This window comes from Enterobacter sp. 18A13, from assembly GCF_007035975.1.
Classification (GTDB): domain Bacteria; phylum Pseudomonadota; class Gammaproteobacteria; order Enterobacterales; family Enterobacteriaceae; genus Enterobacter; species Enterobacter vonholyi.
In genome coordinates, this window is sequence record NZ_AP019634.1 from 1,981,128 (window position 1) to 2,006,256 (window position 25,129).

27 protein-coding genes are annotated in these 25,129 nt (G+C 55.6%); 8 read left to right on the forward strand and 19 right to left on the reverse strand.

The annotated features are described in order from the left end of the window. Positions 1-79 precede the first annotated feature (79 nt). Positions 80-598: a superoxide dismutase [Cu-Zn] SodC gene (gene sodC / locus FOY93_RS09785; protein WP_143345016.1), complete on the forward strand. Its 519-nt coding sequence runs from the start codon at positions 80-82 to the stop codon at positions 596-598. Here the strand turns inward: sodC and FOY93_RS09790 are convergent. The 3 genes from FOY93_RS09790 to FOY93_RS09800 are packed head-to-tail and all read right to left on the reverse strand — an operon-like array spanning position 577 to position 3,709. Then, complete coding sequence (locus FOY93_RS09790; protein WP_143345017.1) at positions 577-2,610, reverse strand: FUSC family protein; 2,034 nt, start codon at positions 2,608-2,610, stop codon at positions 577-579. The two genes, sodC and FOY93_RS09790, sit on opposite strands and share 22 nt — an antisense overlap. Next, a complete protein-coding gene (locus FOY93_RS09795; protein WP_115874865.1) occupies positions 2,610-3,470 on the reverse strand; it encodes an efflux RND transporter periplasmic adaptor subunit in 861 nt (286 codons plus the stop codon). Before FOY93_RS09795 ends, FOY93_RS09790 begins: the two co-directional genes overlap by 1 nt. Before the next feature lie 2 nt (positions 3,471-3,472). Continuing rightward, a complete protein-coding gene (locus tag FOY93_RS09800) occupies positions 3,473-3,709 on the reverse strand; it encodes a DUF1656 domain-containing protein (RefSeq protein WP_111965660.1) in 237 nt (78 codons plus the stop codon). Between the two features lie 186 nt (positions 3,710-3,895). Here FOY93_RS09800 and slyA point away from each other — a divergent pair, with 186 nt between their 5' ends. Further along, positions 3,896-4,336: a transcriptional regulator SlyA gene (gene slyA / locus FOY93_RS09805; RefSeq protein WP_111965661.1), complete on the forward strand. Its 441-nt coding sequence runs from the start codon at positions 3,896-3,898 to the stop codon at positions 4,334-4,336. Positions 4,337-4,371: 35 nt separating this feature from the next. Here the strand turns inward: slyA and FOY93_RS09810 are convergent, their stop codons facing one another. Both FOY93_RS09810 and slyB read right to left on the reverse strand, forming a co-directional pair. Further along, complete coding sequence (locus FOY93_RS09810; protein ID WP_143345018.1) at positions 4,372-5,733, reverse strand: sensor domain-containing diguanylate cyclase; 1,362 nt, start codon at positions 5,731-5,733, stop codon at positions 4,372-4,374. A 198-nt stretch (positions 5,734-5,931) separates the two neighbouring features. Further along, positions 5,932-6,399 (reverse strand): outer membrane lipoprotein SlyB, encoded by a 468-nt coding sequence (slyB, locus tag FOY93_RS09815; protein WP_047348789.1) that lies wholly within the window; start codon positions 6,397-6,399, stop codon positions 5,932-5,934. Positions 6,400-6,653: 254 nt separating this feature from the next. On the opposite strand from slyB, the gene anmK reads away from it, so the two are divergent. The 5 genes from anmK to pdxY all read left to right on the forward strand — a co-directional run bounded on the left by anmK (position 6,654) and on the right by pdxY (position 11,237). Then, positions 6,654-7,778 carry an anhydro-N-acetylmuramic acid kinase gene (gene anmK, locus FOY93_RS09820; RefSeq protein ID WP_111965663.1) on the forward strand — a complete coding sequence of 375 codons (1,125 nt, stop codon included), beginning with the start codon at positions 6,654-6,656 and terminating at the stop codon, positions 7,776-7,778. A 93-nt stretch (positions 7,779-7,871) separates the two neighbouring features. Further along, entirely contained in the window at positions 7,872-8,195 is a 324-nt protein-coding gene (gene mliC / locus FOY93_RS09825; protein WP_023335447.1) for a C-type lysozyme inhibitor, read from the forward strand. 57 nt (positions 8,196-8,252) lie between these two features. Next, a complete protein-coding gene (pdxH, locus tag FOY93_RS09830) occupies positions 8,253-8,909 on the forward strand; it encodes a pyridoxamine 5'-phosphate oxidase (RefSeq protein WP_111965664.1) in 657 nt (218 codons plus the stop codon). Positions 8,910-9,035: 126 nt separating this feature from the next. Continuing rightward, a complete protein-coding gene (tyrS, locus tag FOY93_RS09835) occupies positions 9,036-10,310 on the forward strand; it encodes a tyrosine--tRNA ligase (RefSeq protein WP_136194739.1) in 1,275 nt (424 codons plus the stop codon). A gap of 66 nt (positions 10,311-10,376) precedes the next feature. Beyond that, on the forward strand, positions 10,377-11,237 hold the full coding sequence (gene pdxY, locus FOY93_RS09840) for a pyridoxal kinase PdxY (RefSeq protein ID WP_143345019.1): 861 nt from the start codon (positions 10,377-10,379) through the stop codon (positions 11,235-11,237). A gap of 87 nt (positions 11,238-11,324) precedes the next feature. Here the strand turns inward: pdxY and gstA are convergent, their stop codons facing one another. The 12 genes from gstA to blr form a co-directional block, all read right to left on the reverse strand. Continuing rightward, a complete protein-coding gene (gstA, locus tag FOY93_RS09845; protein ID WP_133294249.1) occupies positions 11,325-11,930 on the reverse strand; it encodes a glutathione transferase GstA in 606 nt (201 codons plus the stop codon). Positions 11,931-12,035: 105 nt separating this feature from the next. After that, positions 12,036-13,544, reverse strand: a complete 1,509-nt coding sequence (gene dtpA / locus FOY93_RS09850) for a dipeptide/tripeptide permease DtpA (protein ID WP_063409046.1) — start codon at positions 13,542-13,544, stop codon at positions 12,036-12,038. A 591-nt stretch (positions 13,545-14,135) separates the two neighbouring features. Continuing rightward, a complete protein-coding gene (nth, locus tag FOY93_RS09855; RefSeq protein WP_008500570.1) occupies positions 14,136-14,771 on the reverse strand; it encodes an endonuclease III in 636 nt (211 codons plus the stop codon). Beyond that, positions 14,768-15,454 carry an electron transport complex subunit E gene (locus FOY93_RS09860; protein WP_023617347.1) on the reverse strand — a complete coding sequence of 229 codons (687 nt, stop codon included), beginning with the start codon at positions 15,452-15,454 and terminating at the stop codon, positions 14,768-14,770. The genes nth and FOY93_RS09860 overlap by 4 nt, the downstream gene beginning before the upstream one ends. A gap of 2 nt (positions 15,455-15,456) precedes the next feature. After that, complete coding sequence (gene rsxG / locus FOY93_RS09865) at positions 15,457-16,077, reverse strand: electron transport complex subunit RsxG (RefSeq protein ID WP_143345020.1); 621 nt, start codon at positions 16,075-16,077, stop codon at positions 15,457-15,459. A gap of 10 nt (positions 16,078-16,087) precedes the next feature. Beyond that, entirely contained in the window at positions 16,088-17,140 is a 1,053-nt protein-coding gene (gene rsxD, locus FOY93_RS09870) for an electron transport complex subunit RsxD (protein WP_111965669.1), read from the reverse strand. Continuing rightward, positions 17,141-19,162: an electron transport complex subunit RsxC gene (gene rsxC / locus FOY93_RS09875; RefSeq protein ID WP_136194742.1), complete on the reverse strand. Its 2,022-nt coding sequence runs from the start codon at positions 19,160-19,162 to the stop codon at positions 17,141-17,143. After that, positions 19,155-19,733: an electron transport complex subunit RsxB gene (gene rsxB, locus FOY93_RS09880; protein ID WP_032657710.1), complete on the reverse strand. Its 579-nt coding sequence runs from the start codon at positions 19,731-19,733 to the stop codon at positions 19,155-19,157. Before rsxB ends, rsxC begins: the two co-directional genes overlap by 8 nt. Then, positions 19,733-20,314 (reverse strand): electron transport complex subunit RsxA, encoded by a 582-nt coding sequence (rsxA, locus tag FOY93_RS09885; protein ID WP_008500564.1) that lies wholly within the window; start codon positions 20,312-20,314, stop codon positions 19,733-19,735. Before rsxA ends, rsxB begins: the two co-directional genes overlap by 1 nt. 76 nt (positions 20,315-20,390) lie before the next feature. Further along, a complete protein-coding gene (locus tag FOY93_RS09890) occupies positions 20,391-20,831 on the reverse strand; it encodes a DUF2569 domain-containing protein (protein WP_115874872.1) in 441 nt (146 codons plus the stop codon). An 86-nt stretch (positions 20,832-20,917) separates the two neighbouring features. Continuing rightward, on the reverse strand, positions 20,918-21,133 hold the full coding sequence (gene ydgT, locus FOY93_RS09895) for a transcription modulator YdgT (protein WP_013096896.1): 216 nt from the start codon (positions 21,131-21,133) through the stop codon (positions 20,918-20,920). A 231-nt stretch (positions 21,134-21,364) separates the two neighbouring features. After that, positions 21,365-21,490, reverse strand: a complete 126-nt coding sequence (blr, locus tag FOY93_RS09900) for a division septum protein Blr (protein ID WP_168112406.1) — start codon at positions 21,488-21,490, stop codon at positions 21,365-21,367. A 243-nt stretch (positions 21,491-21,733) separates the two neighbouring features. Here blr and FOY93_RS09905 point away from each other — a divergent pair, with 243 nt between their 5' ends. After that, positions 21,734-22,774: an oxidoreductase gene (locus tag FOY93_RS09905; RefSeq protein WP_133294253.1), complete on the forward strand. Its 1,041-nt coding sequence runs from the start codon at positions 21,734-21,736 to the stop codon at positions 22,772-22,774. A gap of 52 nt (positions 22,775-22,826) precedes the next feature. Here FOY93_RS09905 and add read toward each other — a convergent pair whose 3' ends face one another. Both add and FOY93_RS09915 read right to left on the reverse strand, forming a co-directional pair. Next, a complete protein-coding gene (add, locus tag FOY93_RS09910; RefSeq protein ID WP_127730541.1) occupies positions 22,827-23,828 on the reverse strand; it encodes an adenosine deaminase in 1,002 nt (333 codons plus the stop codon). Between the two features lie 96 nt (positions 23,829-23,924). After that, positions 23,925-25,097 carry a MalY/PatB family protein gene (locus tag FOY93_RS09915; RefSeq protein ID WP_133294254.1) on the reverse strand — a complete coding sequence of 391 codons (1,173 nt, stop codon included), beginning with the start codon at positions 25,095-25,097 and terminating at the stop codon, positions 23,925-23,927. Positions 25,098-25,129 lie beyond the last annotated feature (32 nt).

A 25,129-nucleotide genomic window follows, 5' to 3' on the forward strand; every position in this document is an offset into this window, starting at 1 on the left:
CCGCCAGAAGGTGACTTTCCGGTGAAATCTTTGCCCCTGGTATACACTTAAGGGGCAAAAAATAACCCGCGGAGGTCATATGAAGCGTTTTGCTCTGGCACTGATCACGCTGGTTGTTTGCGCAGGGGCGCAGGCAGCCAGCGACGAAGTGGAAATGAATCTCGTCACCCCACAAGGAGTGGGTCAGTCCATCGGGACGGTGAAAATCACGGAAACCGATAAAGGACTGGAGTTTGCCCCCAGCCTCAAAGCACTCCCGCCCGGTGAGCATGGTTTCCATGTTCATGCCAAAGGCAGCTGTCAGCCCGCTTTAAAAGAAGGTAAACCGTCGGCGGCGGAAGCGGCAGGGGGGCACCTCGATCCCCAGCATTCCGGTAAGCATGAAGGCCCGGATGGAATGGGGCATTTAGGCGATCTGCCCGTGCTGGTGGTCAATAACGACGGTAAAGCCACCGAACCCGTCGTCGCGCTGCGTCTGAAAAAGCTGGATGAGGTGAAAGGCAAAGCGCTGATGATCCATGTCGGCGGCGACAATATGTCCGATCGGCCTAAACCGCTTGGCGGCGGAGGGGCACGCTATGCGTGCGGCGTGATCTGATCTCCAATCGTTCCCGGCGGTGGTGCCTGCTCCAGCTGCGACAGCGAGCAGTGCAGCCGCCAGATTATCGAGGCCAAATCACGGGCTGCGGGCAGATGATGCTGTGCAAGCGTATCGCAGATCCGCTGCAGTTCATTCAGCGTGGTTGCCAGCGGGCGCTGCTGAACACCGCGTTCGCTCATCACATCGCGCAGCAGGGATATGCAAACATCACGAACCTGCGACAGCGGGTCGGAACGCGTTTCCCACCCGCGAAGCTGCCAGACCACGTGCGAGCAGTTCAACAGCACCACGCCCCAGCGCAGTAGCCAGCGCCGGGAAAGTGCGTCCTGGCTGCTGTTCAGCTGGCTGACGTGATGATAAACCAGCGATTCATATTCGTTTTCACTCATGTGTGGTTTACGGCTGAGCTGGTCGACAAACCCTCTGCGTAACTCTCGGATATGCCTGCGGCTCTTGCGTGCATCGGAGCCGGGACGCAACACCGCGAATGCCAGCCACGCCAGCCCCACGCCAAGGATCTTTGCCAGGTTGTCATTGAGAAAGTCGGCGTAATCATAAACCGGCGGATTCGTTACGGAGATAAACGAGCCCATAAAGACAATCAGCTGTCCCCAGAGGCCCGCCAGCTTCGGCATCTGCAGCTTCAGAAGCTGCATGGTGGTCAACAGGGGAAACAGGAACAGCAGGAACTGCCAAAGATCGCTTATCTGCACCATCAGGCCAAATTTCACCACGAAGCTGAACAGCGATAGCAGCACCAGCGTGCGCAACAGGAGAGTAAGAGAGTTGAACGGCGATGCCGCGACGGAGTATAGCACGCAGCTGATGGCGGCAAGCGTCAGGGCTGCCGTACCGGACTCCCACTGCGTGGTAATGCTCCATGCTCCCACCAGCATCAGCGCGCAGAAGGTGCGAAAACCGCTCCACAACGCTTCAAGATAGTCGGTATGGCGTGCAAGTGCCGGGCTGCCGGGGACGTTGAACTCCGTCAATGGGGTCGCATTTTCGACGGCCATAATCCAGCGGCTGCTGCGCAGGTACAGACGGCAGAAGTAGTTCAGGCGCTGCCAGAAGGCGCGATGGCGGTAGTCGTACTCATCAACAGGGGCGAGCGGGGCGATGATCTTCGCAACGGTGTAGATGTCCGCATCCGGGCGCGCAAGTGCCGCGAGCAGCGTTTCGATAACGGCACGGGTGTTATCCGGCGGCGTCGGCCAGTTGAGCAGCATCCGGCGCAGGCTGGATATGGCGCTGGTCATGCGCAGCTGCTGATGCAGCAAATAGTTAAGTAGGGTGTTCTGGCGGCGAAAGCGGTAGTGACTCCAGAACGCCTGAATACGCAACAGATTCATCGTCAGAATCTGTCCGATAACCTTTTCATGCGCGAGGCGGATATCGTCGCTGTTATCCGGTTGCCACAGCAGGCTCGCGTGTTCCAGTAGCCGGGTGTGCATGGTTTTTAGCGCAGTGATAAGCGCTGTGCCGTCGGATGTGCTGGGGAGGATCATCATCATGAAGCCGCCGCTGAGGATCCCGACAATCACTTCACAGACGCGCGCCTGGGCGATATTCCACAGCTCGGTGGTGTCGAGCACGTTAACTACCGGAAAGGCGATAATGGCGGCGGTATAGCCCGCCAGCTGAAAAGCGTAGGCGACGTTATTAGTAAAATGGGCGCAGGCCCAGGTACAGCCCCCCAGCCATGCCGCCATACTGAGCAGGAACAGCCACGGATCGTTCAGCGTATGCCCGGCGATAATTAACGCTGCGGTGGCGCCCAGCAGGCTGCCTGCGATACGGCCAAGGCTTTTACTGATCACCCCGCCCACCGTTGGGAAACTAACCACCGCCGCAGACGTCATCGCCCAGTAGGGCGCATCCAGGTTCAGGTAATAGGCGACGGTCAGCGCCAGACACATGGCAATGCCGTTACGTAGGGCGTAGCGCCACTGTGGGCGCGTCGCTTTCATCCACGGCGTGTTTTGCCAGGCGATCCCCTGCAGCTTCATTAACGGGTTCCAATGGAGACTGTGCAGGTGGTGCCGGACACCAGCGTAATGTCCTGCGGTAAACGGTCAAACTCCACGCGAACCGGAACGCGCTGGGCCAGACGCACCCAGGGTACGTTCGGCTTAATATCCGGCACAAGACCTGAATCCGTTTCAACGCTTTGATCGTAAATGGCACGGCCAACGCTGGATACGTGACCCTGTAACCTCTGAGAGCCGCTGTAAAGCGTTATCGTGGCTGGCGAGCCCTCGCGAATATGCCGAAGCTTGGTCTCTTCGAAATAGCCCACGACGTAGAAGGAGTGACTGTCGACGAGGGCGAATATCGGTTGTCCCGTGGTGGCATAATTCCCCACGCGGGCGGAGAGGTTGGTCACCCATCCATCGACAGGTGCTGTAATCACAGTTTGGGTCAGCTGCCACTGCGCCTGCTTCAGCGTCGCCTCCGCCACGTTGACGTTAGCCTGCATTGCCTTCACGTTGATATTGGCGGTATCTAAGTCTTCCGCTGAGATGTAGTTTTGCGACAGGTGACGGCGGCGATTGGCCTCGTTGTTGGCCTTTGCCAGATCCGACTGGGCTTTTGCCAGCTGGGCCTGGGCGTTCAGAATCGCAATGTGGTACGGGGTATCGTCGATACGGAATAAAACGTCCCCCTTTTTGACAAACTGGTTATCCTTAACTAAAAGCGTTGTGATACTTCCCGACACCTGAGGAGTAATGCTGACCTGTTCAGCGCGAACTTTGCCGTCACGCGTCCAGGGCGACTGCATATAAAAATTCCACATCCACCACCCCGCAACCAGCGCGAGGGCAAGGACAAAAAGGGTGGAAAAGTACTTTAGCGTTTTCAAGGACATATTCACCACACAGTCAAAACGGCAAGGCCCAGGCATACGGAAAGGGCAAACAGGGAAAGATCCATCAGCATGGGATGCCAGATTTCACCGGAGTACATCCAGTCGCGAAGCAGACGATGCGCGATGAGCCAGAGCAGAAAACCCACCAGAACGGCCTTAAACAGCGGAGGAAAATAGACTGACGCACCGAAGATCAGGTCCTGAAGGGGCAACCCCTCTGAGCGATGAAAAAACGTCACGGGCAGAAATCCTTTGCAGTGAACAGAATGCCGCGTTGGCTTGTCTTAGTATGATGAAGCATAACAATTCAGTGTAAGTCATACTTTTAAGTTCGATGAATGCAGTATTGCATTTGTTTTGGCAATACAAATGCTGCACACTATTCTAAAATCAGTATAATAACTTAGCAAGCTAATTATAAGGAGATGAAATTGGAATCGCCATTAGGTTCTGATCTGGCAAGGTTGGTACGCGTCTGGCGTGCTCTGATTGACCATCGCCTGAAACCTCTGGAACTCACACAGACGCATTGGGTCACGCTGCACAACATCCATCAGCTGCCGCCCGATCAGTCGCAAATTCAGCTGGCAAAAGCGATAGGGATTGAGCAACCGTCGCTGGTGCGCACGCTTGACCAGCTGGAAGAGAAGGGGTTGATCTCGCGGCAAACCTGCGCCAGCGATCGTCGCGCCAAGCGGATTAAACTCACCGAGAAAGCGGCGCCAATCATCACGGAAATGGAAGCCGTGATCACCAGGACGCGCGGTGAAATCCTGTCAGGCGTTTCACCCGCGGAGCTGGAAATGCTCATCAGCCTTATTGCTCGCCTTGAGCAAAACATCCATGAGCTGCATTCTCGCGACTAATAAACACCAAGGCCTTGCAGCAGCAAGGCCTTTTTTTATTTAAAGACGACCACACGATTACGTCCCGTCTCCTTCGCTTCATACATCGCTTTGTCGGCGTTTTCCACGCACGTTTCTGCGGCTATCGCGGGTGACGTCGCCGTATACACCCCCATGCTGATGGTGACTGGCTCCGGTAGTTGACCGCCGCTGCTGGTGTTATCGAAGCTGCTCAGATTTAACCGTATGCGCTCCGCCACCTGGTGCGCTGCTTCTGATGAGGTGTTGGCCAGCATCAGAACAAACTCCTCACCACCGATACGGGCCGCGATGTCCTGCGGGCGTACGGAATCCATCAGCAGGTTAGCGACAAACTGAAGGACTTTGTCGCCCTGAAGATGCCCGTAGGTGTCGTTGATACGCTTGAAGCGATCGAGATCGCTGACGATGACGGAAACAGGGCGGCTGGGTTTGGCAATATCCAGCGCCTGCTTTAATGTTTCATAAAAATAGCTGCGGTTATAAAGGCGCGTCAGCGGGTCGCGAATTGAGTTCTGGTACGACTGCTGATACTTGACGTGCGAGTCGCGATACAGCCTGAAAACATCGTAGAGCAGAACAAAAATGAGCAGCAGCGTGGCGACAGTCTCAAATAAGCGGGCGCGATACCAGGAGACATCTTCGACATTTCCACCCGCTAACAGCATTGTGAGCGTGACGATATAGCAGACGCACAGAAAATTACCGCCCACCCAGAATAAGTTGCGTATGCGCGTAATAAACATCAGCGTTCCTAATGTCACCACCCAGAGTGCAATTAATGCAATATTAATGAAGTGGCTCCAGAGAACCATAAACTCACGGGTTTCATTATCCACCAGATCAATGGATAAAAATGAAGAGTGACTGGAATACATCCAGGCCAACCCAACTGCAAAGACGGTAAAGAGAAACTCGCCGCCCACAATAAGGATATGCGCCAGTCGTGAAAGAGGACAATTGCGCGTGGTATAGAGTATTGCCGAAACGATTATTAGCACCGCCATTAAAAGATGGCGGAACATATAGAAGATCATCGCATCGTTGTAGTTTACAGCGTTGAACTGATAGAGGTCCAGCCAGGCGGGAAAGCAGGACAACGTTCCGACCATCAGCGATGCCGCCCCGGCAAAGGCAAAAGCGATCGCTACCAGATACAACCGTTTTCGGTCACACCAGTATTTCATTGCCATAAAGAAGGCAATAAACAGGTTAAACACCAGCAAAAAAATGGTGAGCGTAGGGAACAAATGAGACGAGAAGCTAGGTACCCATTCGGCAATTTTCGAAAACAGGGCGTGTAATATGCCAATGACAACAATACAACCCAGACAGAACGAGGTATAACGACCCTTTACGGAACGATGATTAGAAAACATATACGTTTTTAATGGCTTTATAATGAATTAAGGTGAGGTAATTGCGAGAGTTTAATCAATTAGCCTGCTAAATACTTTGCGCAAAAACAATATATGATGTGGTTAAAAATTGGCGGGGTGAATTTATTTTGTAAATATATTTGTGGGAGTGATATATATTGTAAATGGATGTGGTCCGATGACCACATCCATTTTTAATTAACGTGGAGAAACGGTCACCTGGCTTCCGTTGCTTGCCAGAACGACGCGCTGGCCTGCAGAGAAGCGAGTGTTGCCTTGTTTCTGGACAACCATGATAGTGCTGCCATCGTCTTTACGAATTTCCAGCTCTACGCCCTGAGTTTTGTTCATTGCGCCCTGAACGCCCTGGCCAGCTACACCACCTGCAACGGCGCCTGCGGCCGTCGCCAGCGAGCGGCCAGTGCCACCGCCGACGGTATTACCCAGGAAACCACCCAGGACGGCACCGCCGATTGCGCCCATCACGTTGTTTTCATCACCACCCTGGATCTGTACAGGGCGTGCGTTAACAACGGTACCGTAAGTTACGTTCTGAACCTGTTTCGCTTCAGAAGCGCTGTAAACGTCGCCAGAGAGTGAACTGTCATTCACACAGCCAGCCAGAGTTAAACCAATCAGCGAAACGCCCAGTACACGTAAAATCATTTGAATCTCCTGTTCACCAAAAACGCCCGGTTGGGGCATCCGTTATGGCTAAATTATATGGCATAAGGAGCCATAGTTCATATCTTTGCACTAACAATAAGAAAATTGTACTTGAATTTGACTTAACGAGAGATAAACAGGAACCGCCCGCGTTACGCGTCTGACATTGTTAAAAAATATTATCGCCGGATGGCAAAGCTGCGCCGTTTATGGTTGAGTGGGTATCCTTAGCCCACGCAACGTAAGGAAAGCGCATGAAATCGGGTCGCTACATTGGTGTGATGTCAGGCACCAGTCTGGATGGGGTAGATGTCGTTCTGGCCGCCATTGACGAAAACATGGTGGCACAGCAGGCGAGCCTGACCTGGCCAATCCCCATTTCACTGAAAGAGGATATTCTGAGCATTTGTCAGGGGCAGCAGCTGACCCTCTCCCAGCTTGGACAGCTTGATGTTCGCCTGGGGGCGCTGTTTGCGGATGCGGTGTTGGCTTTAATGCAGAAAGAACATCTTCGCCCGCAGGATGTGGTGGCCATCGGGTGTCATGGACAAACGGTCTGGCATGAACCAGGAGGAGATGCCCCGCATACGCTGCAAATCGGTGATAACAACCAGATTGTGGCGAAGACGGGCGTGACGGTGGTTGGCGATTTCCGTCGTCGCGATATCGCCCTTGGCGGACAGGGCGCGCCGCTGGTGCCTGCGTTCCATCAGGCGCTACTGGCGCACCCTTCAGAACGTCGTATGGTGCTCAACATTGGTGGGATCGCCAATCTGTCGATGCTGATCCCGGGGCAGCCGGTGCGCGGCTACGATACCGGCCCGGGCAATATGCTGATGGATGCCTGGATCTGGCGTCAGTGCGGTCAACCTTATGATAAAAACGCGGAGTGGGCGAGCGAGGGTAAGGTGATTATCCCGCTGCTGCAGTCCATGCTGAGCGACCCTTATTTTGCCTTACCGGCACCGAAAAGTACGGGGCGTGAATACTTCAACTTTGGCTGGCTTGAGCGCCAGCTGGCATCATTCCCGGCGCTTGCACCGCAGGATGTCCAGGCGACGCTTGCCGAGCTCACGGCCGTGTCGATTTCCGAACAGGTGCTCCTCAGCGGCGGATGCGAACGCCTGCTGGTGTGCGGCGGGGGAAGCCGTAACCCGCTGGTGATGGCGCGTCTTGCGGGGCTACTGCCGGGTACCGAAGTGTCTACGACCGATGAGGCTGGCATCAGCGGGGATGACATGGAGGCGCTGGCTTTCGCCTGGCTTGCCTGGCGCACCATTGCCGGGCTGCCGGGCAATTTGCCGTCGGTAACCGGTGCTCGCGAGGCGAGCGTTCTTGGGGCGATTTTCCCGGCGAATCCGCGTCATAATCAGAGTTAACTGAAATTCAGCGCGGTGCGTCGCCGTTAGAATGGAACGAAACAGGAGGGCGGACATGCCCTCCAGGACCAGGAAAGTCTTCGGAATACGCCCATGAAAAAACTTCTTCTTATTGCCGCTCCTTTGTTGCTGTCAGGATGCAGCGTCTACAACCAGCTCCTTGAGCGCATGCAGACCGATACGCTGGAGTATCGCTGCGACGAAAAACCGCTGACCGTGAAGCTGAACAATCCACGCCAGGAAGCCAGTTTTGTTTACGACAATAAATTGCTTACGCTGAAGCAGGGCATGTCAGCCTCAGGCGCCCGCTACACTGACGGTATCTATGTCTTCTGGTCGAAAGGCGACAGCGCCACGGTCTACAAACGCGACCGCATTGTGCTGAACAATTGCCAGCTTGAAAATCCTAAGCGTTGAGATTTTTACAGGGGCGGCGCACAATAGCGCCACCCACTCTCAATGTCAGCTAACGCCATGTCAGATAACGACGAACTGCAGCAAATTGCGCATCTGCGCCGTGAATACACCAAAGGCGGCCTGCGTCGCCAGGATCTTCCCGCTGAACCCCTCGTGCTTTTTGAACGCTGGCTGAAACAGGCCTGCGAAGCGAAGCTCGCCGACCCAACGGCCATGGTTGTCGCGACGGTGGATGAAAACGGTCAACCCTATCAGCGCATCGTATTGCTCAAGCATTATGACGAGAAAGGACTGGTGTTCTACACCAACCTTGGCAGCCGCAAAGCGCACCATCTGGAAAACAATCCGCGTATCAGCCTGCTGTTCCCGTGGCACATGCTGGAACGTCAGGTCATGGTGACCGGCAAAGCGGAACGTCTTTCGACGCTGGAAGTGGTGAAGTATTTCCACAGCCGCCCGCGTGACAGCCAGATTGGCGCCTGGGTATCAAAACAGTCGAGCCGCATTTCCGCACGCGGCGTGCTGGAAAGTAAATTCCTGGAGCTGAAGCAGAAGTTCCAGCAGGGTGAAATCCCGCTGCCGAGCTTCTGGGGTGGTTTCCGCATCCCGATAGATCAGATTGAGTTCTGGCAGGGGGGCGAACATCGCCTGCACGACCGCTTTTTATACCAGCGCGAGAATGGCGGCTGGAAAATCGACAGACTGGCACCGTAATCCCCGAAATTTGTTGATTTTAGCGCTAGCGCACGCCGCGCTTGCGCTTTATTCTATGGGTCCTTTCGCATCAGGCGAAAAGTCGTGTACCGGCAAAGGTGCAGTCGTTTATACATGGAGAATTTGATGGCAAGCAGTAACTTGATTAAACAATTGCAAGAGCGGGGCCTCGTGGCCCAGGTGACGGACGAGGAAGCGTTAGCAGAGCGACTGGCGCAAGGCCCGATCGCGCTCTATTGCGGCTTCGATCCCACCGCTGACAGCTTGCATTTGGGGCATCTTGTTCCATTGTTATGCCTGAAACGCTTCCAGATGGCGGGCCATAAGCCTGTTGCCCTGGTGGGCGGCGCGACCGGTCTGATTGGTGACCCAAGCTTTAAAGCCGCTGAGCGTAAACTGAACACCGAAGATACCGTGCAGGAGTGGGTGGATAAGATCCGCAAACAGGTTGCGCCGTTCCTCGACTTCAACTGTGGTGATAACGCCGCGATTGCCGCCAACAACTACGACTGGTTTGGCAGCATGAACGTGCTGACCTTCCTGCGTGACATCGGCAAACACTTCTCTGTTAACCAGATGATTAACAAAGAGGCTGTGAAGCAGCGTCTGAACCGTGACGACCAGGGTATCTCCTTTACCGAGTTCTCCTACAACCTGCTGCAGGGGTATGACTTTGCCTGCCTGAACAAACTGCACGGCGTTTCCCTGCAGATTGGCGGTTCTGACCAGTGGGGCAACATCACCTCCGGTATCGATCTGACCCGTCGTCTGCACCAGAACCAGGTGTTTGGTCTGACCGTTCCGCTGATTACCAAAGCAGACGGCACCAAATTTGGTAAGACTGAGGGCGGCGCGGTATGGCTCGATCCGAAGAAAACCAGTCCGTACAAATTCTACCAGTTCTGGATCAACACGGCGGATGCCGATGTTTATCGCTTCCTGAAGTTCTTCACCTTCATGGATATCGCAGAGATCAACGCGCTGGAAGAAGAAGATAAGAACAGCGGTAAAGCGCCACGCGCGCAGTACGTGCTGGCGGATGAAGTGACCAAACTGGTTCACGGTGAAGAAGGTCTGGCCGCGGCAAAACGCATTACCGCTAGCCTGTTTAACGGCACCCTGAGCGATCTGAGCGAAGCGGACTTTGAACAGCTGGCGCAGGACGGCGTGCCAATGGTTGAGATGGAGAGAGGGGCTGACCTGATGCAGGCGCTGGTGGACTCTGAGCTCCAGCCTTCCCGCGGTCAGGCGCGTAAAACCATCGCGTCTAACGCGATCACCATCAACGGTGAGAAACAGGCCGACCCGGAATACACCTTCGTTGACGGCGATCGTCTGTATGGTCGCTACACGCTGCTGCGTCGCGGCAAGAAAAACTACTGCCTTGTCTGCTGGAAGTAATTAGCAGTCTCCAGGGGCGTGGGAAACCACGCCCCTTTTGTTTTTTCAGGGTTTGGTAAGAAAATAATGAAGAACATCCTCGCCATTCAGTCCCACGTCGTTTTTGGACATGCTGGCAATAGCGCAGCGGAATTCCCGATGCGTCGCCTCGGCGCCAACGTCTGGCCCCTCAATACCGTCCAGTTTTCCAATCACACGCAGTACGGCAAATGGACCGGCTGCGTGATGCCGCCTTCGCACCTTACCGAGGTTGTGCAGGGCATTGCCGATATCGACCAGCTCAAGCGCTGTGATGCCGTACTGAGCGGTTATCTTGGTTCAGCGGAGCAGGGGGAGCATATCCTCGGCATCGTACGCCAGGTGAAAGCCGCAAATCCGTCGGCAAAATACTTCTGCGACCCGGTTATGAGTCATCCGGAAAAAGGCTGCATCGTGGCGCCAGGCGTTGCGGAGTTCCACGTCCGCCACGCTCTGCCCGCCAGCGATATCATTGCGCCAAACCTGGTGGAACTGGAGATCCTCTGCGAGCATCCGGTTAACAGCGTAGAAGAGGCAGTAACTGCATCTCGCGAGCTGATCGCGCAGGGGCCTGAGGTTGTGCTGGTAAAACATCTCGCACGCGCAGGGCTAAGTCAGGATCGCTTTGAGATGCTGCTGGTGACGAAAGACGATGCCTGGCACATCAGCCGTCCGCTGGTGGATTTTGGTAAACGCCAGCCGGTGGGCGTGGGGGATGTGACCAGCGGCCTGCTGCTGGTGAAATTACTTCAGGGGGCAACGCTGCGCGATGCGCTGGAGCATGTGACTGCGGCAGTATACGAAATTATGATGGCGACGAAAGAGATGCAGGAATATGAGCTGCAGGTGGTTGCGGCACAGGATCGTATCGCGAAGCCGGAGCACTATTTCAGCGCAACCCAGCTTTAAACGATACCGGGTGGCGCTGCGCGTGAGGGGCTGTGAATTTTGTAGGCCGGGTAAGCGCAGCGCCACCCGGCAACAGAGGCCGCTCGGTTAGTTCAACCCTTCCGCTTTCAGCGCCGCAGCCACCGCAGGACGCTCTGCCACACGCTTCATATACGATGCAATGTGGTCTAACCCTTCCAGATTCAGCTTAACCGCACGAGCCCAGCGCAGCACGGTGAACAGATACGCATCGGCAATCGTGAAGCGCGACCCGCCAATCCACTGTCCGTCTTTCAGTGATTCGTTAACGTACTGCAGCTTTTTCTCAAGAAGCGCACGCAGGGTCGGCTTAAACTCTTCCGGCGTATCCGGGCGGAACAGGGGGGTAAACCCTTTGTGCAGCTCGGTGGCAATGTAGTTCAGCCATTCCAGCGTCTTATAGCGAGAAATGGTACTGACCGGTGCCAGCAGCTGGCGATCGGGCACGCTATCGGCCAGAAACTGCATAATCGCCACGCCTTCGGTCAGCAGAGTACCGTCATCCAGCAGGAGCGCCGGAACTTGTCCTTTCGGGTTAATGGCAAGAAAGTCATCGCCATTTTCCAGGCGCTTTTTCATCAGATCAACGCCATCCAGCGTGAAATCTTTGCCGCTCTCGCGCAGGGTGATATGGGAAGCAAGAGAGCACGCGCCCGGTTTGTAGAACAGTTTCATCGGTAACTCCTTTTTGCTGAGGTTTCAGCTATGTTAGTGCGCGAACGGCCAAAAAAAAAGCCGCTAATGCATTAGCGGCTTCTGTTCAGTCGTTTCTCAATAATCTTACGCAGTAGCGGTTTTGGTCGCTTCAGCCGTCTTGTCGTCGTCCTGAGTCATACGATTCAGTTTCGGCGCGGTCAGCAGCATCAGCGCAGCGATCACCGCTGTCGCGATACCAATCTGCATGAACACGGTACCGTAGACGTTCAGGGAGACGAGTGGGTCAGTGACGTTTTCAGGCACAGCCATCAGGTTCGCAATTTTACCCGCAATGATTGCCGCACCGGCAGTGGTCAAGAACCAGCTACCCATAATGAAGCCCATCAGACGCTGCGGCACCAGCTGTGCAACCATCGCCAGGCCCAGACCGGAGATCATCAGTTCGCCGATAGACTGCAGCGCGTAGCTCAGGATCAGCCAGTTAACGGAGACGATGCCTGCGTCAGTGGCAAACTTGGTACCCAGCGGCAGCACCAGGAACGCGCCTGAGCACAGTACCATACCGATTGCGAACTTGTGCGGCATTGGCAGACGGTCACCCATCTTGTTATAGATAGCCGCCAGAATCGGGCTACCAATCATGATCCAGAACGGGTTCAGCGCCTGATACTGCTCCGGCTCGAACGCGATGCCCAGAATAGAGTGCTCAACGTTACGAATGGCGAAGAAGTTCAGTGAGGTTGGCATCTGGCTGTACAGCACGAAGAAGATAATCGCTTCCAGCATCAGAATGAACGCCACAATCATCTTACGACGGGCAGCACCCTGCATGGCGAACGCTTCTTTCGCAAAGATAACCACGATACCCAGCGCAACCACGCCCAGAACGGCGCGAGCAATACCCTGGTTGTGCAGTAGCCAGGTGGCGATTGCCGCGAGGACAACAACGCCCACGATAGTCGCCAGCAGTTTGCCCATGTGTACAGGCTCGAAGTCAGGTTTTGAACCGTAGTCTTTCACCCAGCTGCGGCAGAACAGGAAGTTCACAACGGTGATCAGCATACCCACGAAGCTCAGCGCAAACGCCACGCTCCAGCCGAATTTCGCGGCGAGCCATGGGGTTGCCAGCATCGAGAAGAATGAACCGATGTTGATGGACATGTAGTACATGGTAAATGCACCGTCCAGACGCGGGTCATCTTTGCTGTAGCAGGTAGAGAGCAGGGAAGACGGGTTTGCTTTGAACAGACCGTTACCCACGGCGATCGTTGCCATGCCCATATACACGACAGCGGCATCGTGCCCTGACCATGCAACCAGGCCATAGCCAATTGCCAGTACAATCGCGCCCAGCATAATGACGCGCTTAGTACCCAGAACTTTATCACCCAGCCAGCCGCCGATAGCAACCAGACCATAGACAAGGGCACTGAAGGAGGAGAACAGCGTGATGGAATCAGCTTCAGACATACCCAGCTGTTTGACCAGGTAAACCGCCATGATCCCTTGCAGGCCGTAATAACCAAAACGCTCCCATAACTCGATAGAGAAGATGAGATAGAACGCTTTAGGCTGTTTAAAAGCGTTAAGACTCACGCTTTCATCTGTTGGTTTATTGTTTGCAGTAGACACATATACCTCTTTTTTTACATCCCATATTAACGGGGGTGTTCATAGCGTGATGGCCGTAGTCCATACGCCTTATAGTTATATTGGGAGGAGAAACGGCGGGTAATGTTCACTATCCTGCCCCATCTGGCAATACGTTTGTAATAATCTGTTACATATATCTGAAGTGGTATAATCGTCGGTTCATGCAAATGTTATTCAGCGTTAAATTTTATACGATGTATAAAGGTAGTTTTTTCGACTGGCAGAGCCCCGTCAGGACCGGTGTTTGGCGATATGTTCTGCTATTTGCTGCTTCTGGCAGTGATATAGCCCATATTCTGAAAAATAGATGGTCTTATCGTCGGCAAAAAAAGAAGAGTGTCTTGTCAGATAAAGGGTTTAGGCTGATTTTGACAACAAAAATACAACATGAAGTTATCAGGGTGATCGCGATCACAGATGTATAGAAATTTTTGGCTATGAAAAAACTATTAACCTGTTTGAGCGTTAAACAACCGAAGAAGTGACAGGTGAGGGTAAACGAAAGGCGGACAAATAGCGGGCAAAAGAAGGGCTTCTGGTAGCCCTTCTTTTGGTAAGGGATTGTGACATTCAGGGATACACTTTTTCTTTGTATTCGCAGAGATCTTCAATAATACAGGAGCCGCAGCGAGGCTTACGGGCAATACACGTGTAACGACCGTGCAGAATCAGCCAGTGATGGCAATCAACCTTAAACTCAGCCGGAACCACTTTAAGCAGCTTCTCTTCGACCTGCTCGACATTTTTCCCCGGCGCGAAGTTGGTTCGGTTAGAGACGCGAAAAATATGCGTATCTACGGCAATAGTGGGCCAGCCAAACGCGGTGTTGAGCACCACGTTGGCAGTCTTACGCCCCACGCCCGGTAAGGCTTCCAGCGCGGCGCGATCTTCCGGCACTTCCCCTCCATGCTGTTCGAGCAGGATCCGGCAGGTCTTAATGACGTTCTCGGCTTTGCTGTTAAACAGGCCGATGGTTTTGATATACGACTTCACGCCTTCCACGCCCAGCTCCAGCATGGCCTTCGGCGTATTGGCGACCGGATAGAGCAGGGCGGTGGCTTTATTGACGCTCACGTCGGTAGCCTGTGCGGAGAGCAACACGGCGATCAGCAGCTCAAACGGGGAGGTAAAATTCAGCTCCGTCGTCGGGTGCGGGTTCTCGTCCCGCAGACGGGTCAGGATCGCAATGCGCTTTTCTTTATTCATGAAGCCTTCTCGGGTGTCCCTTCCAGAACGCTGCGCTCAGCCGCGCGGCGCTTACGTTTCTCATCAATCAGGTATTTTATCGCCAGCATCATGCCAAGGCCAATAAACGCGCCGGGCGGCAGCATCGCCAGCAGGAATGGCGTATCGGTGTGGAACACTTCAACGCGCAGGGCTTTGGCCCAGCCGCCCAGCAGCGCATCTGCGCCGTCGAACAGCGTACCATTGCCGAGGATTTCGCGCAGAGAGCCCAGCACGAACATGGCGCAGGTGGCGCCCATGCCTATGGAAAAACCGTCCAGCGCCGACATGGCGGGGCTATTTTTCACCGCGAACGCTTCCGCACGCCCAACGACGATACAGTTGGTGACGATAAGAGGAATAAAGATCCCGAGCGACTGGTACAGGCCGAACGCGTAGGCGTTAATCAGCATCTGAACAATACTGACCACCGACGCAATGATCATGACGTAAATCGGAATACGAATTTCCGACGGCGTCCAGCGTCGCAGGGCAGAGATGGAGAGGTTGGTCAGGGTCAATACCAGGGTGGTTGCCAGACCCAGACCGAGCGCGTTGGTGGCGGTGGACGTTACCGCCAGCAGTGGGCACATCCCCAGAAGCTGCACCAGCGCGGAGTTGTTCTTCCACAATCCCTGGACAATAACCTCTTTAACCTGGCTCATGATTACTCCTCACAGACCGGAAGATTGTTGATCTGCGCGGGCAGCGTTTCAGCGTACAGCCCGGCTCGTTTTACGGCATTTACCACCGCGCGTGGGGTGATGGTCGCACCGGTGAACTGGTCGAACTCGCCGCCATCTTTTTTCACCGCAAACGCGGTGTCACCTTCGCCATGGATCGCTTTACCGGCAAAGTACAAAATCCAGTCGCTAAGACGGGTTTCAATTTTATCGCCAAGACCCGGCGTTTCATGGTGTTCCGTTACGCGGGTGCCCAGTATGGTGCCGGAGAAATCGCTGCCCACGAGCAGCTGAATGGCGCCGGAATAGCCGTCAGGCGCGGTCGCTTCCATCACCGCGCCGACCGGTTTATCCCCTTTGCGGGCGATAAAGAGGCGGTGCGGGCCTTTCCCAAGCTGCGGCGCGTCTACCACAAAGCAGCTTTTTTGCAGATCGTTATCGTAGAAATCGGACGGGATCACCTGATCGAACAGCGCCTTTTGCTGCTTCGAGGCCTGTTCTTCGATGGTCGTTTTGGTCAGCGCATTAACCAGTGCCGTTAGCCCCGTCAGGACCGCGGCGAAGACAGCCAGCGTGACGCCGTGTTTTTGCATCGTTTTTAACATGGCGAAACCCCTAGCGATGGCCATACACGCGAGGGCGCGTGTAGTAGTCGATGAGCGGAACGGTAATGTTGGCAAGCAGGACGGCAAAGGCCACACCGTCCGGATACCCGCCAAAGCTGCGGATGAGCCAGACCAGCAGGCCCGCCAGCGCGCCGAAGATCAGGCGGCCGCGGTTAGTCGTTGACGCCGTCACCGGATCCGTCAGGATAAAGAAGGCTCCTAACATAGTGGCACCGGAGAGCAAATGCATCTGCGGGCTGGCCAGTGATTCAGGAGAAAAGACCCATCCCAGCGTGGCGCACACCGCCAGCGTCACGAGGAAGCTGACCGGAATATGCCAGCGGATGGCTTTCTGCTGCAGCAGGAACAGGCCGCCCAGCAGATACGCCAGGTTGACCCACTGCCAGCCCGCGCCCGCCAGCATGCCGCTGTAGATCGCGGACTTCATGATCTGCTCAACGCTGTGCCCGGCATGCAGGGATGTTTTAAAGGTATCGAGAGGCGTCGCCTGGCTGATACCGTCCACGCCCATGCGCAGCGCGTTCATATCCGCACCGAGTGCCGTATGGCCGGTAAAGATGACGTGCAGGGCATCCATAAAGCCCGGAACCGTGGCCGCAATCTCGTGCGGTGGCAGCCAGCTGGTCATCTGCACCGGGAAGGAGATCAGCAGCACCACGTAGCCAATCATCGCCGGGTTAAACGGGTTATGGCCCAGTCCACCATACAGCTGTTTGGCAATGATCACGGCAAACACGGTGCCGAGCACTACCATCCACCACGGGGCAAACGGCGGAATACTGATGGCGAGAAGCAGGCCGGTCAGCAGCGCGGAGTTGTCGGCAAGAATACGGGAGACAGCCGCCTTGCGCAGCTTAAGCACAAGGGCTTCCGCCGCTAAGGCGCTGGCACAGCCCAGGATTATCTGGAACAGGGTTCCCCAGCCGAAAAACCAGCACTGAGCGGCAATGCCCGGCAGCGCCGCCAGGCAGACCAGCATCATAATGCGCGACGTCTGGCGCTGATTGTGGGTGTAAGGGGAGCTTGCGATTCTGAAAACCATTTAATCCTCGTTAACTGCTTGCTGTGCGGCTTTCTTCGCCTGAACGCGCGCGATGGCGGCGGCCACGGCGGCTTTGCGCGGGTCATCGTTGGCGGCCTGCGGCTGCTCTTCCTGCTGCGCCGCCTTACGGGCTTTAGCCCGGGCAATCGCCGCTTCGACGGCGGCTTTACGCGGGTCGACCGGTGCTTCTGTTTCTGCAGCTGGCGTCTGCTGCGCCGCCTTGCGCGCTTTGGCCCGGGCAATCGCCGCTTCGACGGCCGCTTTGCGAGGGTCGACCGCTTCCTGCTCAACCACCACGTTCTGCTCGCCGGCTTTGCGCGCTTTGGCGCGGGCTATTGCCGCTTCAACGGCCGCTTTACGCGGGTCAACCTCGGCATCCGTCTGGACCGTTTGCGCTTTTTCAGCCTGACGAGCGCGAGCCTGGGCTTTGCGAGCTTCACGCGCCGCGATGGCTTCACTGTTGTCAGGCTTCTCGCCGGCCGGGATCACCACAGGCTGCGCAGCTGTCGCTTTTTTCTCACGAACGCGCGCCAGTGCGGCGTTAATGGCATCCTGATCTTTCTCGCCGGGCTGAACCGCGGCCTGCTTATGGCGCTCCTGACGGGCGATTTTTTCGCGCTCCAGTCGCGCCTGGCGCGCTTCGAAACGTGCCTTAGCTTCCGCGGCGCGTTTTTCTTCCATGGAGATAGCATAAATCTCAGCCTTCTCCTGGCGGAAATACTGCACCAGCGGGATGTTGCTTGGGCAGACCCAGGCGCAGGCGCCGCATTCGATGCAGTCGGCTAGGTTATGGGCTTTTGCCTTGTCGTGCAGCTGCCCTTTGCTGTACCAGTACAGCTGTTGCGGCAGCAGATCCGCCGGGCAGGCATCGGCGCAGGCGCTGCAGCGGATGCAGCCTTTCTCTTCCTGCTCTTCGCCCATCTCGGTCGGGGAAGGGGCGAGCAGACAGTTGGTAATTTTCACTACAGGCACATCGAGCCACGGCAGGGTAAAGCCCATCAGCGGGCCTCCCATGATCACCATCTGGTCGCTGCCCGGGCAAAACTCAGCCTGCTCCAGCAGGTGACGCACCGGCGTACCCAGTCGTGCCCAGACGTTGCCCGGACGAGAGACCGATTCCCCGGTCAGCGTTACCACGCGCTCGGTCAGCGGCTCGCCGTCGATCACCGCGCGCTTCACGGCGTACGCGGTGCCGACGTTCTGCATCAGCACGCCGATATCCGAAGAGCGTCCGCCGTGCGGCACCTGCTTACCGGTAAGGATTTGCGTCAGCTGTTTAGCACCGCCAGAGGGGTACTTGGTCGGGATGACGCGCAGGCTGATATCGTGGCTACCGGCCAGCACGGCGCGAAGCATCGAGATAGCCTGAGGTTTATTGTCTTCGATACCGATCAGCACTTCCCGCGGCTGCAGAATGTGCGCCAGGATGCGGATGCCTTCCACCACCTGGGCGGCGCAGTCCTGCATCAGACGATCGTCAGCGGTAATGTACGGTTCGCATTCGGCGGCGTTGATAATCAGCGTCTGAATATTATCGCCACCGCCGCGCAGCTTGACGCCTGTCGGGAAGCCTGCGCCGCCGAGGCCGGCAACGCCGAACTGATGAATACGTTCGATGAGTACTTCGCGGCTCTGGCTGCGGTAATCGCTCCAGCCATCACGGTCGATCCAGCGGTCTTCACCGTCGGCTTCAATAATCACGCTCAGCTCTGAAAGCGCTGACGGATGGGCCACCGTATGGGGTGCGATGGCGACCACCTTACCGGAGGTGGGAGCGTGCACCGGCAGCATACGTCCGCGGCCAAAGGTCAGCGGCTGACCGCGAAGGACCGTATCGCCTTCTTTGACGCACAGCTCACCCTCAGCGCCGATGTGCTGCTTGAGCGGCATAACGAAACGGGTCGCCAGCGGAATTTGACGCAGCGGCGTGCCGCTAGACTGGGTTTTCATCTCCGGTGGGTGAATACCCCCGTCAAAATCCCAAATCTTCTCTTTTCTGAAAGCAGAAAATAACTTAAGCATGTTGTTCCACAGGAATATTGCGAACCGGAATGGTTTGAAGATCCCACTTCCAGCTTTCGGTAGTCGTTTCAACCGGGCGCAGCTCGATACATTGCGTCGGGCAGGGTGCTACGCAGAGGTTACAGCCGGTGCACAGGTCCGCCACCACGGTGTGCATGGCGCGCGTTGCGCCAACAATGGCGTCGACCGGGCAGGCCTGAATACATTTGGTGCAGCCGATGCAGTTGGCCTCGTCGATCACGGCCAGGGCACGGACCGGCTCCTGCACGTCCGCGTCGCCGTCAACGGGCTGCGGGTCAACGTTAAGCAGGGTCGCGATTTTCAGCATCACCGCTTCGCCACCGGGCGCACAGCGGTTAATTTTTTCACCCTGAATCCCTACCGCTTCGGCATAGGGGCGACAGCCCGGGTAGCCGCACTGCCCGCACTGGCTTTGCGGCAGAAGCTCATCAATTTTCTCAACAACGGGATCGTCCTCTACCGCGAAACGGCGGGAGGCGTAGCCCAGGATAAGGCCAAACACCAACCCCAGAACGCTGATAGAGGCGATGGCAATCCAGATAGCATTCATTACAACTTCACCAGACCACTAAAGCCCATAAAGGCCAGAGACATTAAACCTGCGGTCACCAGCGCAATCGCGTTACCGCGGAAGGGGGCGGGGATATCCGCTGCTGCCAGGCGCTCGCGAATAGAGGCAAACAGCACCATGACCAGCGAGAAACCGACGGCCGCAGAAAAGCCATACAGCGCCGACTGCATAAAATTATGGCCAAGGTTGATGTTCAGCAGCGCCACGCCGAGAACGGCGCAGTTGGTAGTGATCAGCGGCAGGAAGATACCCAGCAGGCGATAGAGCGCCGGGCTGGTTTTGCGCACCACCATTTCGGTAAATTGCACTACCACCGCGATAACCAGAATAAAGGCCAGCGTCCGGAGATAGGTTAACCCCAGCGGAATGAGGATCCAGGTATCAATCCACCACGCGCAGATGGACGCCAGCGTCATGACGAAGGTCGTCGCTAGCCCCATGCCCATTGCCGTTTCCAGCTTTTTGGAAACGCCCATAAACGGACACAGGCCAAGGAACTTCACCAGAACGAAGTTGTTAACCAGCACGGTGCCGACAAAGAGCAGTAAGTAATCGGTCATTATTTAGCCTGAAATAAAAAAGCCGCCTATTATCGGACAAACACACGCAGGCGACAACAGGTTATCTGTAGGGTTATTACGGGTTCACGAAGGTGTTTTTCACCCGCGTCGAACGCTTGAAGTAGGGTACCAGCAGCGCCGCGGCCAGCAACGGGAAAAGCAGCTGACGAACGGCCAGCGCGTCTGAAACGGGCGAAAAAGCAAACGCCTTAACCGCCAGCAGGACCGAAACCAGCAGCCAGATAATGTAGTGCTTAGGCACATTCTTACGGCGCTTAAAGAAGGCGATGGTCAGCCACAGCGTGTAGTACCACATCCCGATCGCGAAAACGAATGACACAAACCACAAAGCAATATTCAGCACGTTTTGCGACATCAGGGTCTGGATGGCGTGAGGGGTAATCAGTGCGGTGGTATAAAGCAGCAGCGCAAGTGATGCGCTTAATAAGGCAACCAGCAGCCATGCCAGTGGGGCGATTAACCAGCCTCCAATGCGTTCTCCAGGCGTTGCGGTCATGAACTCTCCCATAATCTGCGCGAAATGTTTTACAGCCAGTTGGCAGGGCGGAGAGTATATAACATTTCGCGCGGATGGCTACTTTCTTATAAAACGTAGCGCCATACGGACTTAGGCACTTCACCCACGTTGAACAAACGACCGCCGGAAACCAGCTCCGCACGGCGATGGTCAGCGGCACGATACATATTAATGATGTCCTGATTATCAGACAGGGTGTAGTTCAGATGGTCAAACAGTTTTTCCAGGCTCTCAAGCGAATTGATCTTGCGAAATTTTAATAAATAGTCCTGAACTGTCATATTAATAAGTTTCCATATAAAAGTGAGTAATACCAGTTAAGGTAATTCGTTCGAATAATAAACGGATTAATAAAGACGTAAACAGCCCACTCAGGTAACGCGACGAAATTAGGAGTTTTCTTTGCTGAAATTCAGGCATCAGACGATGCCTGGAAGAGAAGGTTAACCGTGTTCACCAGGGCTGGCAATAAGTAACTGACATATTATGTCACTCTTTATTGCGGTAACCGGTTACTTGGGTTGGGCGACTGTGACAGGCTCCGGCGGCTGGTAGTTATCGATATGGCTGGCAACACCCAGCAAAATGACCGAAACCCCAAGGACAATCCATCCCGCTAATTCAATGATTCGATTAATAATTGACGTCATGATTCGTAGTTGTACTTTATCCTTAAATACAGGGTGCAAATGTTACAGCGACGTTTCCCCGGCCGCAAGCGCTTTGGGAACGGTTCCCTTAAACAAAATCAGTAGGTTAATACTATGTAACAAAAACAACCCGTACGACCTGCTATTTTAAGTCATATGGCACATTATTAATCTGTGGCAATGCCAGGCTAGCCAGTGTGAAATAAGAACGTCATAAAAGAGGATGGCACTATGAGTGATAATATCCGCGTTGGGCTTATCGGCTACGGGTATGCAAGCAAAACGTTTCATGCGCCTCTGATAGCCGGGACGCCGGGAATGGCGCTGGCAGCGGTAACCAGCAGCGATGCCGCTAAAGTCCATACAGACTGGCCTTCCGTGCCGGTTGTCTCTGAGCCAAAACACCTTTTCAACGATCCGAATATTGATTTAATCGTTATCCCCACGCCGAACGACACCCACTTTCCACTGGCAAAGGCCGCGCTGGAAGCCGGCAAGCACGTGGTTGTCGATAAGCCCTTTACCGTTACGTTGTCTCAGGCGCGCGAGTTGGATGCGCTGGCAAAGAGTCTGGGCAGGTTGCTGTCGGTGTTCCATAACCGCCGCTGGGACAGCGACTTTTTAACGGTAAAAAGGCTTCTCAGTGAGGGCACATTAGGGGAGATCCTCTTTTTTGAATCGCACTTTGACCGCTTCCGTCCGCAGGTACGAAACCGCTGGCGCGAGCAGGCCGGTCCGGGCAGCGGCATCTGGTACGATTTAGCCCCGCATCTGCTGGATCAGGCCGTCAATCTTTTTGGTCTGCCGGTGAGCATGACGGTCGATCTGGCCCAGCTCAGGCCCGGAGCACAGACGACCGATTACTTCCACGCGGTGCTGAGTTACCCGCAGCGGCGGATTGTGCTCCACGGTACGATGGTCGCGGCCGCGGAATCGGCCCGCTATATTATGCACGGCACGCGCGGGAGCTACGTGAAGTTTGGTCTCGACCCGCAGGAAGACCGGCTGAAAAGCGGTGAACGTTTACCGCAGGAAGACTGGGGCTATGATATGCGCGACGGCGTAGTGACGCGGGTGGAAGGCGAGGAGCTGGTCGAGGAGACCTTTCTGACGATACCGGGTAACTATCCGGCCTATTATGCGGGCATCCGCGATGCGCTGAACGGTACGGGCGAAAATCCGGTTCCGGCCAGCCAGGCGATACAGATTATGGAGCTGATTGAGCTGGGTATTGAATCTGCCAAACATCGCGCGACGCTCTGTCTGGCATAATTTTAAATATTTTAGTAGGCCGGGTAAGCGTTAGCGCCACCCGGCAGCGGAGTTAACCGCGAGCCACTTTATCTTTCAGCGCCTGCTTCTCTGCAGGCGTCAGGAAGGCACTCTCCAGCCCGTTGATCTGCGCCTGACGGATCTGCTCGCGGCTCAGACCCGCCTGAGGTGCGGCGATGTTGTACTCATGGATGATATCCACGCCCTGTACCGCCGGATCGTCAGTGTTCAGAGAGGCCAGTACGCCGTGCTCAAGGAACGTTTTCAGCGGGTGCTGCGCCAGCGTTGCCACGGTGCTGGTCTGAATGTTAGACGTCAGGCACGACTCAATCCCGATACGCTGCTCCGCCAGGAAATCCATCAGCGCGCGATCTTCGACCGCCTTCACGCCGTGACCGATACGCTCGGCGCCCAGCTCGCGGATGGCCTGCCAGATGCTTTCCGGGCCAGCCGCTTCACCCGCATGTACGGTAATGTGCCAGCCGGCATCGCGCGCGCGGTTGAAGTGGGAGAGGAACAGGCTGCCCGGGAAGCCCAGCTCGTCACCGGCGAGATCGACGGCGGTGATGGCATCGCGATGGGCCAGCAGCGCCTCCAGCTCCTGCAGGCAGGCGGCTTCACCGAACGTACGGCTCATGATGCCGATCAGGCGAGCCTGAACGTCGAAGGTTTTACATCCTTCGCGCACGCCTTCAATGACGGCTTCCACGACGCCTGCAACGGGCAGGCTGTGGGTCATTGCCATATAGCCCGGCGAGAAGCGCAGCTCGACGTAGTGCAGGCCGTTGCGGGCGGCATCTTCGATGTTCTCAAACGCCACGCGGCGGCAGGCCTCCAGCGACGCCAGCATCTTCACACCCCAGTCGAGTTTGCTCAGGAAGCTGACCAGGTCCGGTTCATTAGAGGTCACCTGTACGTGAGGGATCAGGGACTCAAGGGTCTGAGCAGGAAGCGTTAAATTGAACTGGCGGCCAAGATCGAGGATGGTTTGGGCACGAATGTTACCGTCAAGGTGACGATGAATATCAGTTAAAGGCAGGCGTGTATCAATCATGGTCGCACTCTTTTCTGGTTAAAGTGCGCCATATTATAAAAACAAAACGGGGTAAAAAGCTATTTGCGCAAGGGAATATTCCGTTGCGCAAATTGATTACAGGAGCGTATTAATCCCGGCAATCAGGCGTTGAACCCCTTGCTCAAGCTTGCTTCGCGGGCAGCCCGCATTCAGGCGTACGAAGCCATTTCCCTCTATTCCATAGGTATATCCCGGCATGATGGCGACCTTTTGCTGCTCGATCAGCACTTTTTGCAGCGCCCGATCGTCAATGTTCAGCGGGCGCAGATCGATCCAGGCCAGATAGGTCGCTTCCGGCGGCTGCCAGTTTAGTTTCGGAAAAGCGTGGTTTACTTCCTGCGCGATATACGACAAATTCCCTTCGAGATAACCCCGCAGGGCATCCAGCCACGGCTCCCCCTGCTGATAGGCCGCGATATGGGCCGTAAGCGCCAGCACGGAAGGGGAAGAGAGTCCGTCCCGTCCTTTTAGCGCGCTGAGATAACCGTTACGGCTCTCTTCATCGCCAATCAAGCCGTAAGCGCCCGTAAGAGCTGGAATATTAAAGCTTTTCGAGCCGGAAGTGAGAAGCGCCCATTTCCAGCGCGCCACCGCGATCCACGGCGTGTGACGATGCTCTCCCCACACCATATCCATATGAATTTCATCGCTGATCACCGCCACGTCATAGCGTGCGCACAGTTCCGCCATGTGCGTCAGCTCATCCCGCGTCCAGACCTTACCGGTCGGATTCTGCGGGCTGCACAGCAGCAAAATTTTGTTTTCCGGTTTCGCCAGCGCCGCTTCGAGGGCCGCCATATTGCCCTGCCAGCCTGCCGCCTGCTTTTCCATCTCAACCGCCACAACACGACGCGCGTTACCCTCTATGGCCTTATAAAACGCATCGTATGCCGGGGTGTGTACCACCACGCCGTCGCCGGGGTTTGACCAGAGGCGTATCAGTTCAGAGACCATGTAGATGACGGAGGGGCCATAAACCACGGTTTCCGTATCAATCTGGTTGTTAAAGCGCTGCTGGAACCAGTGCGCGACGGCTGCGAGAAACTCGTCGTTTTTCCAGCGGCTATAGCCAAACACGCCGTGATGAATGCGCTGATGCAGCGCGTCGATTATGCAGGGGGCGGTGGCGAAATCCATATCCGAGATGGTGAAGGGCAGCAGATCGTCCGCGCCAAAACGGTCGGCGACGTAGTCCCACTGCGTACACCAGGTGCCGTGTCGATCCACGACGGTTGAGAAATCAAACATGCTTTAATCCTTAACGTAAAACCCCCTCATGG

Excerpts from the sequence above, each read along its gene's own strand:
- sodC (WP_143345016.1), top strand. The coding sequence starts at position 80 with ATGAAGCGTTTTGCTCTGGCACTGATCACGCTGGTTGTTTGCGCAGGG.
- FOY93_RS09790 (WP_143345017.1), bottom strand. The coding sequence starts at position 2,610 with ATGAAGCTGCAGGGGATCGCCTGGCAAAACACGCCGTGGATGAAAGCG.
- FOY93_RS09795 (WP_115874865.1), bottom strand. The coding sequence starts at position 3,470 with ATGTCCTTGAAAACGCTAAAGTACTTTTCCACCCTTTTTGTCCTTGCC.
- slyA (WP_111965661.1), top strand. The coding sequence starts at position 3,896 with ATGAAATTGGAATCGCCATTAGGTTCTGATCTGGCAAGGTTGGTACGC.
- FOY93_RS09810 (WP_143345018.1), bottom strand. The coding sequence starts at position 5,733 with ATGTTTTCTAATCATCGTTCCGTAAAGGGTCGTTATACCTCGTTCTGT.
- slyB (WP_047348789.1), bottom strand. The coding sequence starts at position 6,399 with ATGATTTTACGTGTACTGGGCGTTTCGCTGATTGGTTTAACTCTGGCT.
- anmK (WP_111965663.1), top strand. The coding sequence starts at position 6,654 with ATGAAATCGGGTCGCTACATTGGTGTGATGTCAGGCACCAGTCTGGAT.
- mliC (WP_023335447.1), top strand. The coding sequence starts at position 7,872 with ATGAAAAAACTTCTTCTTATTGCCGCTCCTTTGTTGCTGTCAGGATGC.
- pdxH (WP_111965664.1), top strand. The coding sequence starts at position 8,253 with ATGTCAGATAACGACGAACTGCAGCAAATTGCGCATCTGCGCCGTGAA.
- tyrS (WP_136194739.1), top strand. The coding sequence starts at position 9,036 with ATGGCAAGCAGTAACTTGATTAAACAATTGCAAGAGCGGGGCCTCGTG.
- pdxY (WP_143345019.1), top strand. The coding sequence starts at position 10,377 with ATGAAGAACATCCTCGCCATTCAGTCCCACGTCGTTTTTGGACATGCT.
- gstA (WP_133294249.1), bottom strand. The coding sequence starts at position 11,930 with ATGAAACTGTTCTACAAACCGGGCGCGTGCTCTCTTGCTTCCCATATC.
- nth (WP_008500570.1), bottom strand. The coding sequence starts at position 14,771 with ATGAATAAAGAAAAGCGCATTGCGATCCTGACCCGTCTGCGGGACGAG.
- FOY93_RS09860 (WP_023617347.1), bottom strand. The coding sequence starts at position 15,454 with ATGAGCCAGGTTAAAGAGGTTATTGTCCAGGGATTGTGGAAGAACAAC.
- rsxG (WP_143345020.1), bottom strand. The coding sequence starts at position 16,077 with ATGTTAAAAACGATGCAAAAACACGGCGTCACGCTGGCTGTCTTCGCC.
- rsxD (WP_111965669.1), bottom strand. The coding sequence starts at position 17,140 with ATGGTTTTCAGAATCGCAAGCTCCCCTTACACCCACAATCAGCGCCAG.
- rsxC (WP_136194742.1), bottom strand. The coding sequence starts at position 19,162 with ATGCTTAAGTTATTTTCTGCTTTCAGAAAAGAGAAGATTTGGGATTTT.
- rsxB (WP_032657710.1), bottom strand. The coding sequence starts at position 19,733 with ATGAATGCTATCTGGATTGCCATCGCCTCTATCAGCGTTCTGGGGTTG.
- rsxA (WP_008500564.1), bottom strand. The coding sequence starts at position 20,314 with ATGACCGATTACTTACTGCTCTTTGTCGGCACCGTGCTGGTTAACAAC.
- FOY93_RS09890 (WP_115874872.1), bottom strand. The coding sequence starts at position 20,831 with ATGACCGCAACGCCTGGAGAACGCATTGGAGGCTGGTTAATCGCCCCA.
- ydgT (WP_013096896.1), bottom strand. The coding sequence starts at position 21,133 with ATGACAGTTCAGGACTATTTATTAAAATTTCGCAAGATCAATTCGCTT.
- FOY93_RS09905 (WP_133294253.1), top strand. The coding sequence starts at position 21,734 with ATGAGTGATAATATCCGCGTTGGGCTTATCGGCTACGGGTATGCAAGC.
- add (WP_127730541.1), bottom strand. The coding sequence starts at position 23,828 with ATGATTGATACACGCCTGCCTTTAACTGATATTCATCGTCACCTTGAC.
- FOY93_RS09915 (WP_133294254.1), bottom strand. The coding sequence starts at position 25,097 with ATGTTTGATTTCTCAACCGTCGTGGATCGACACGGCACCTGGTGTACG.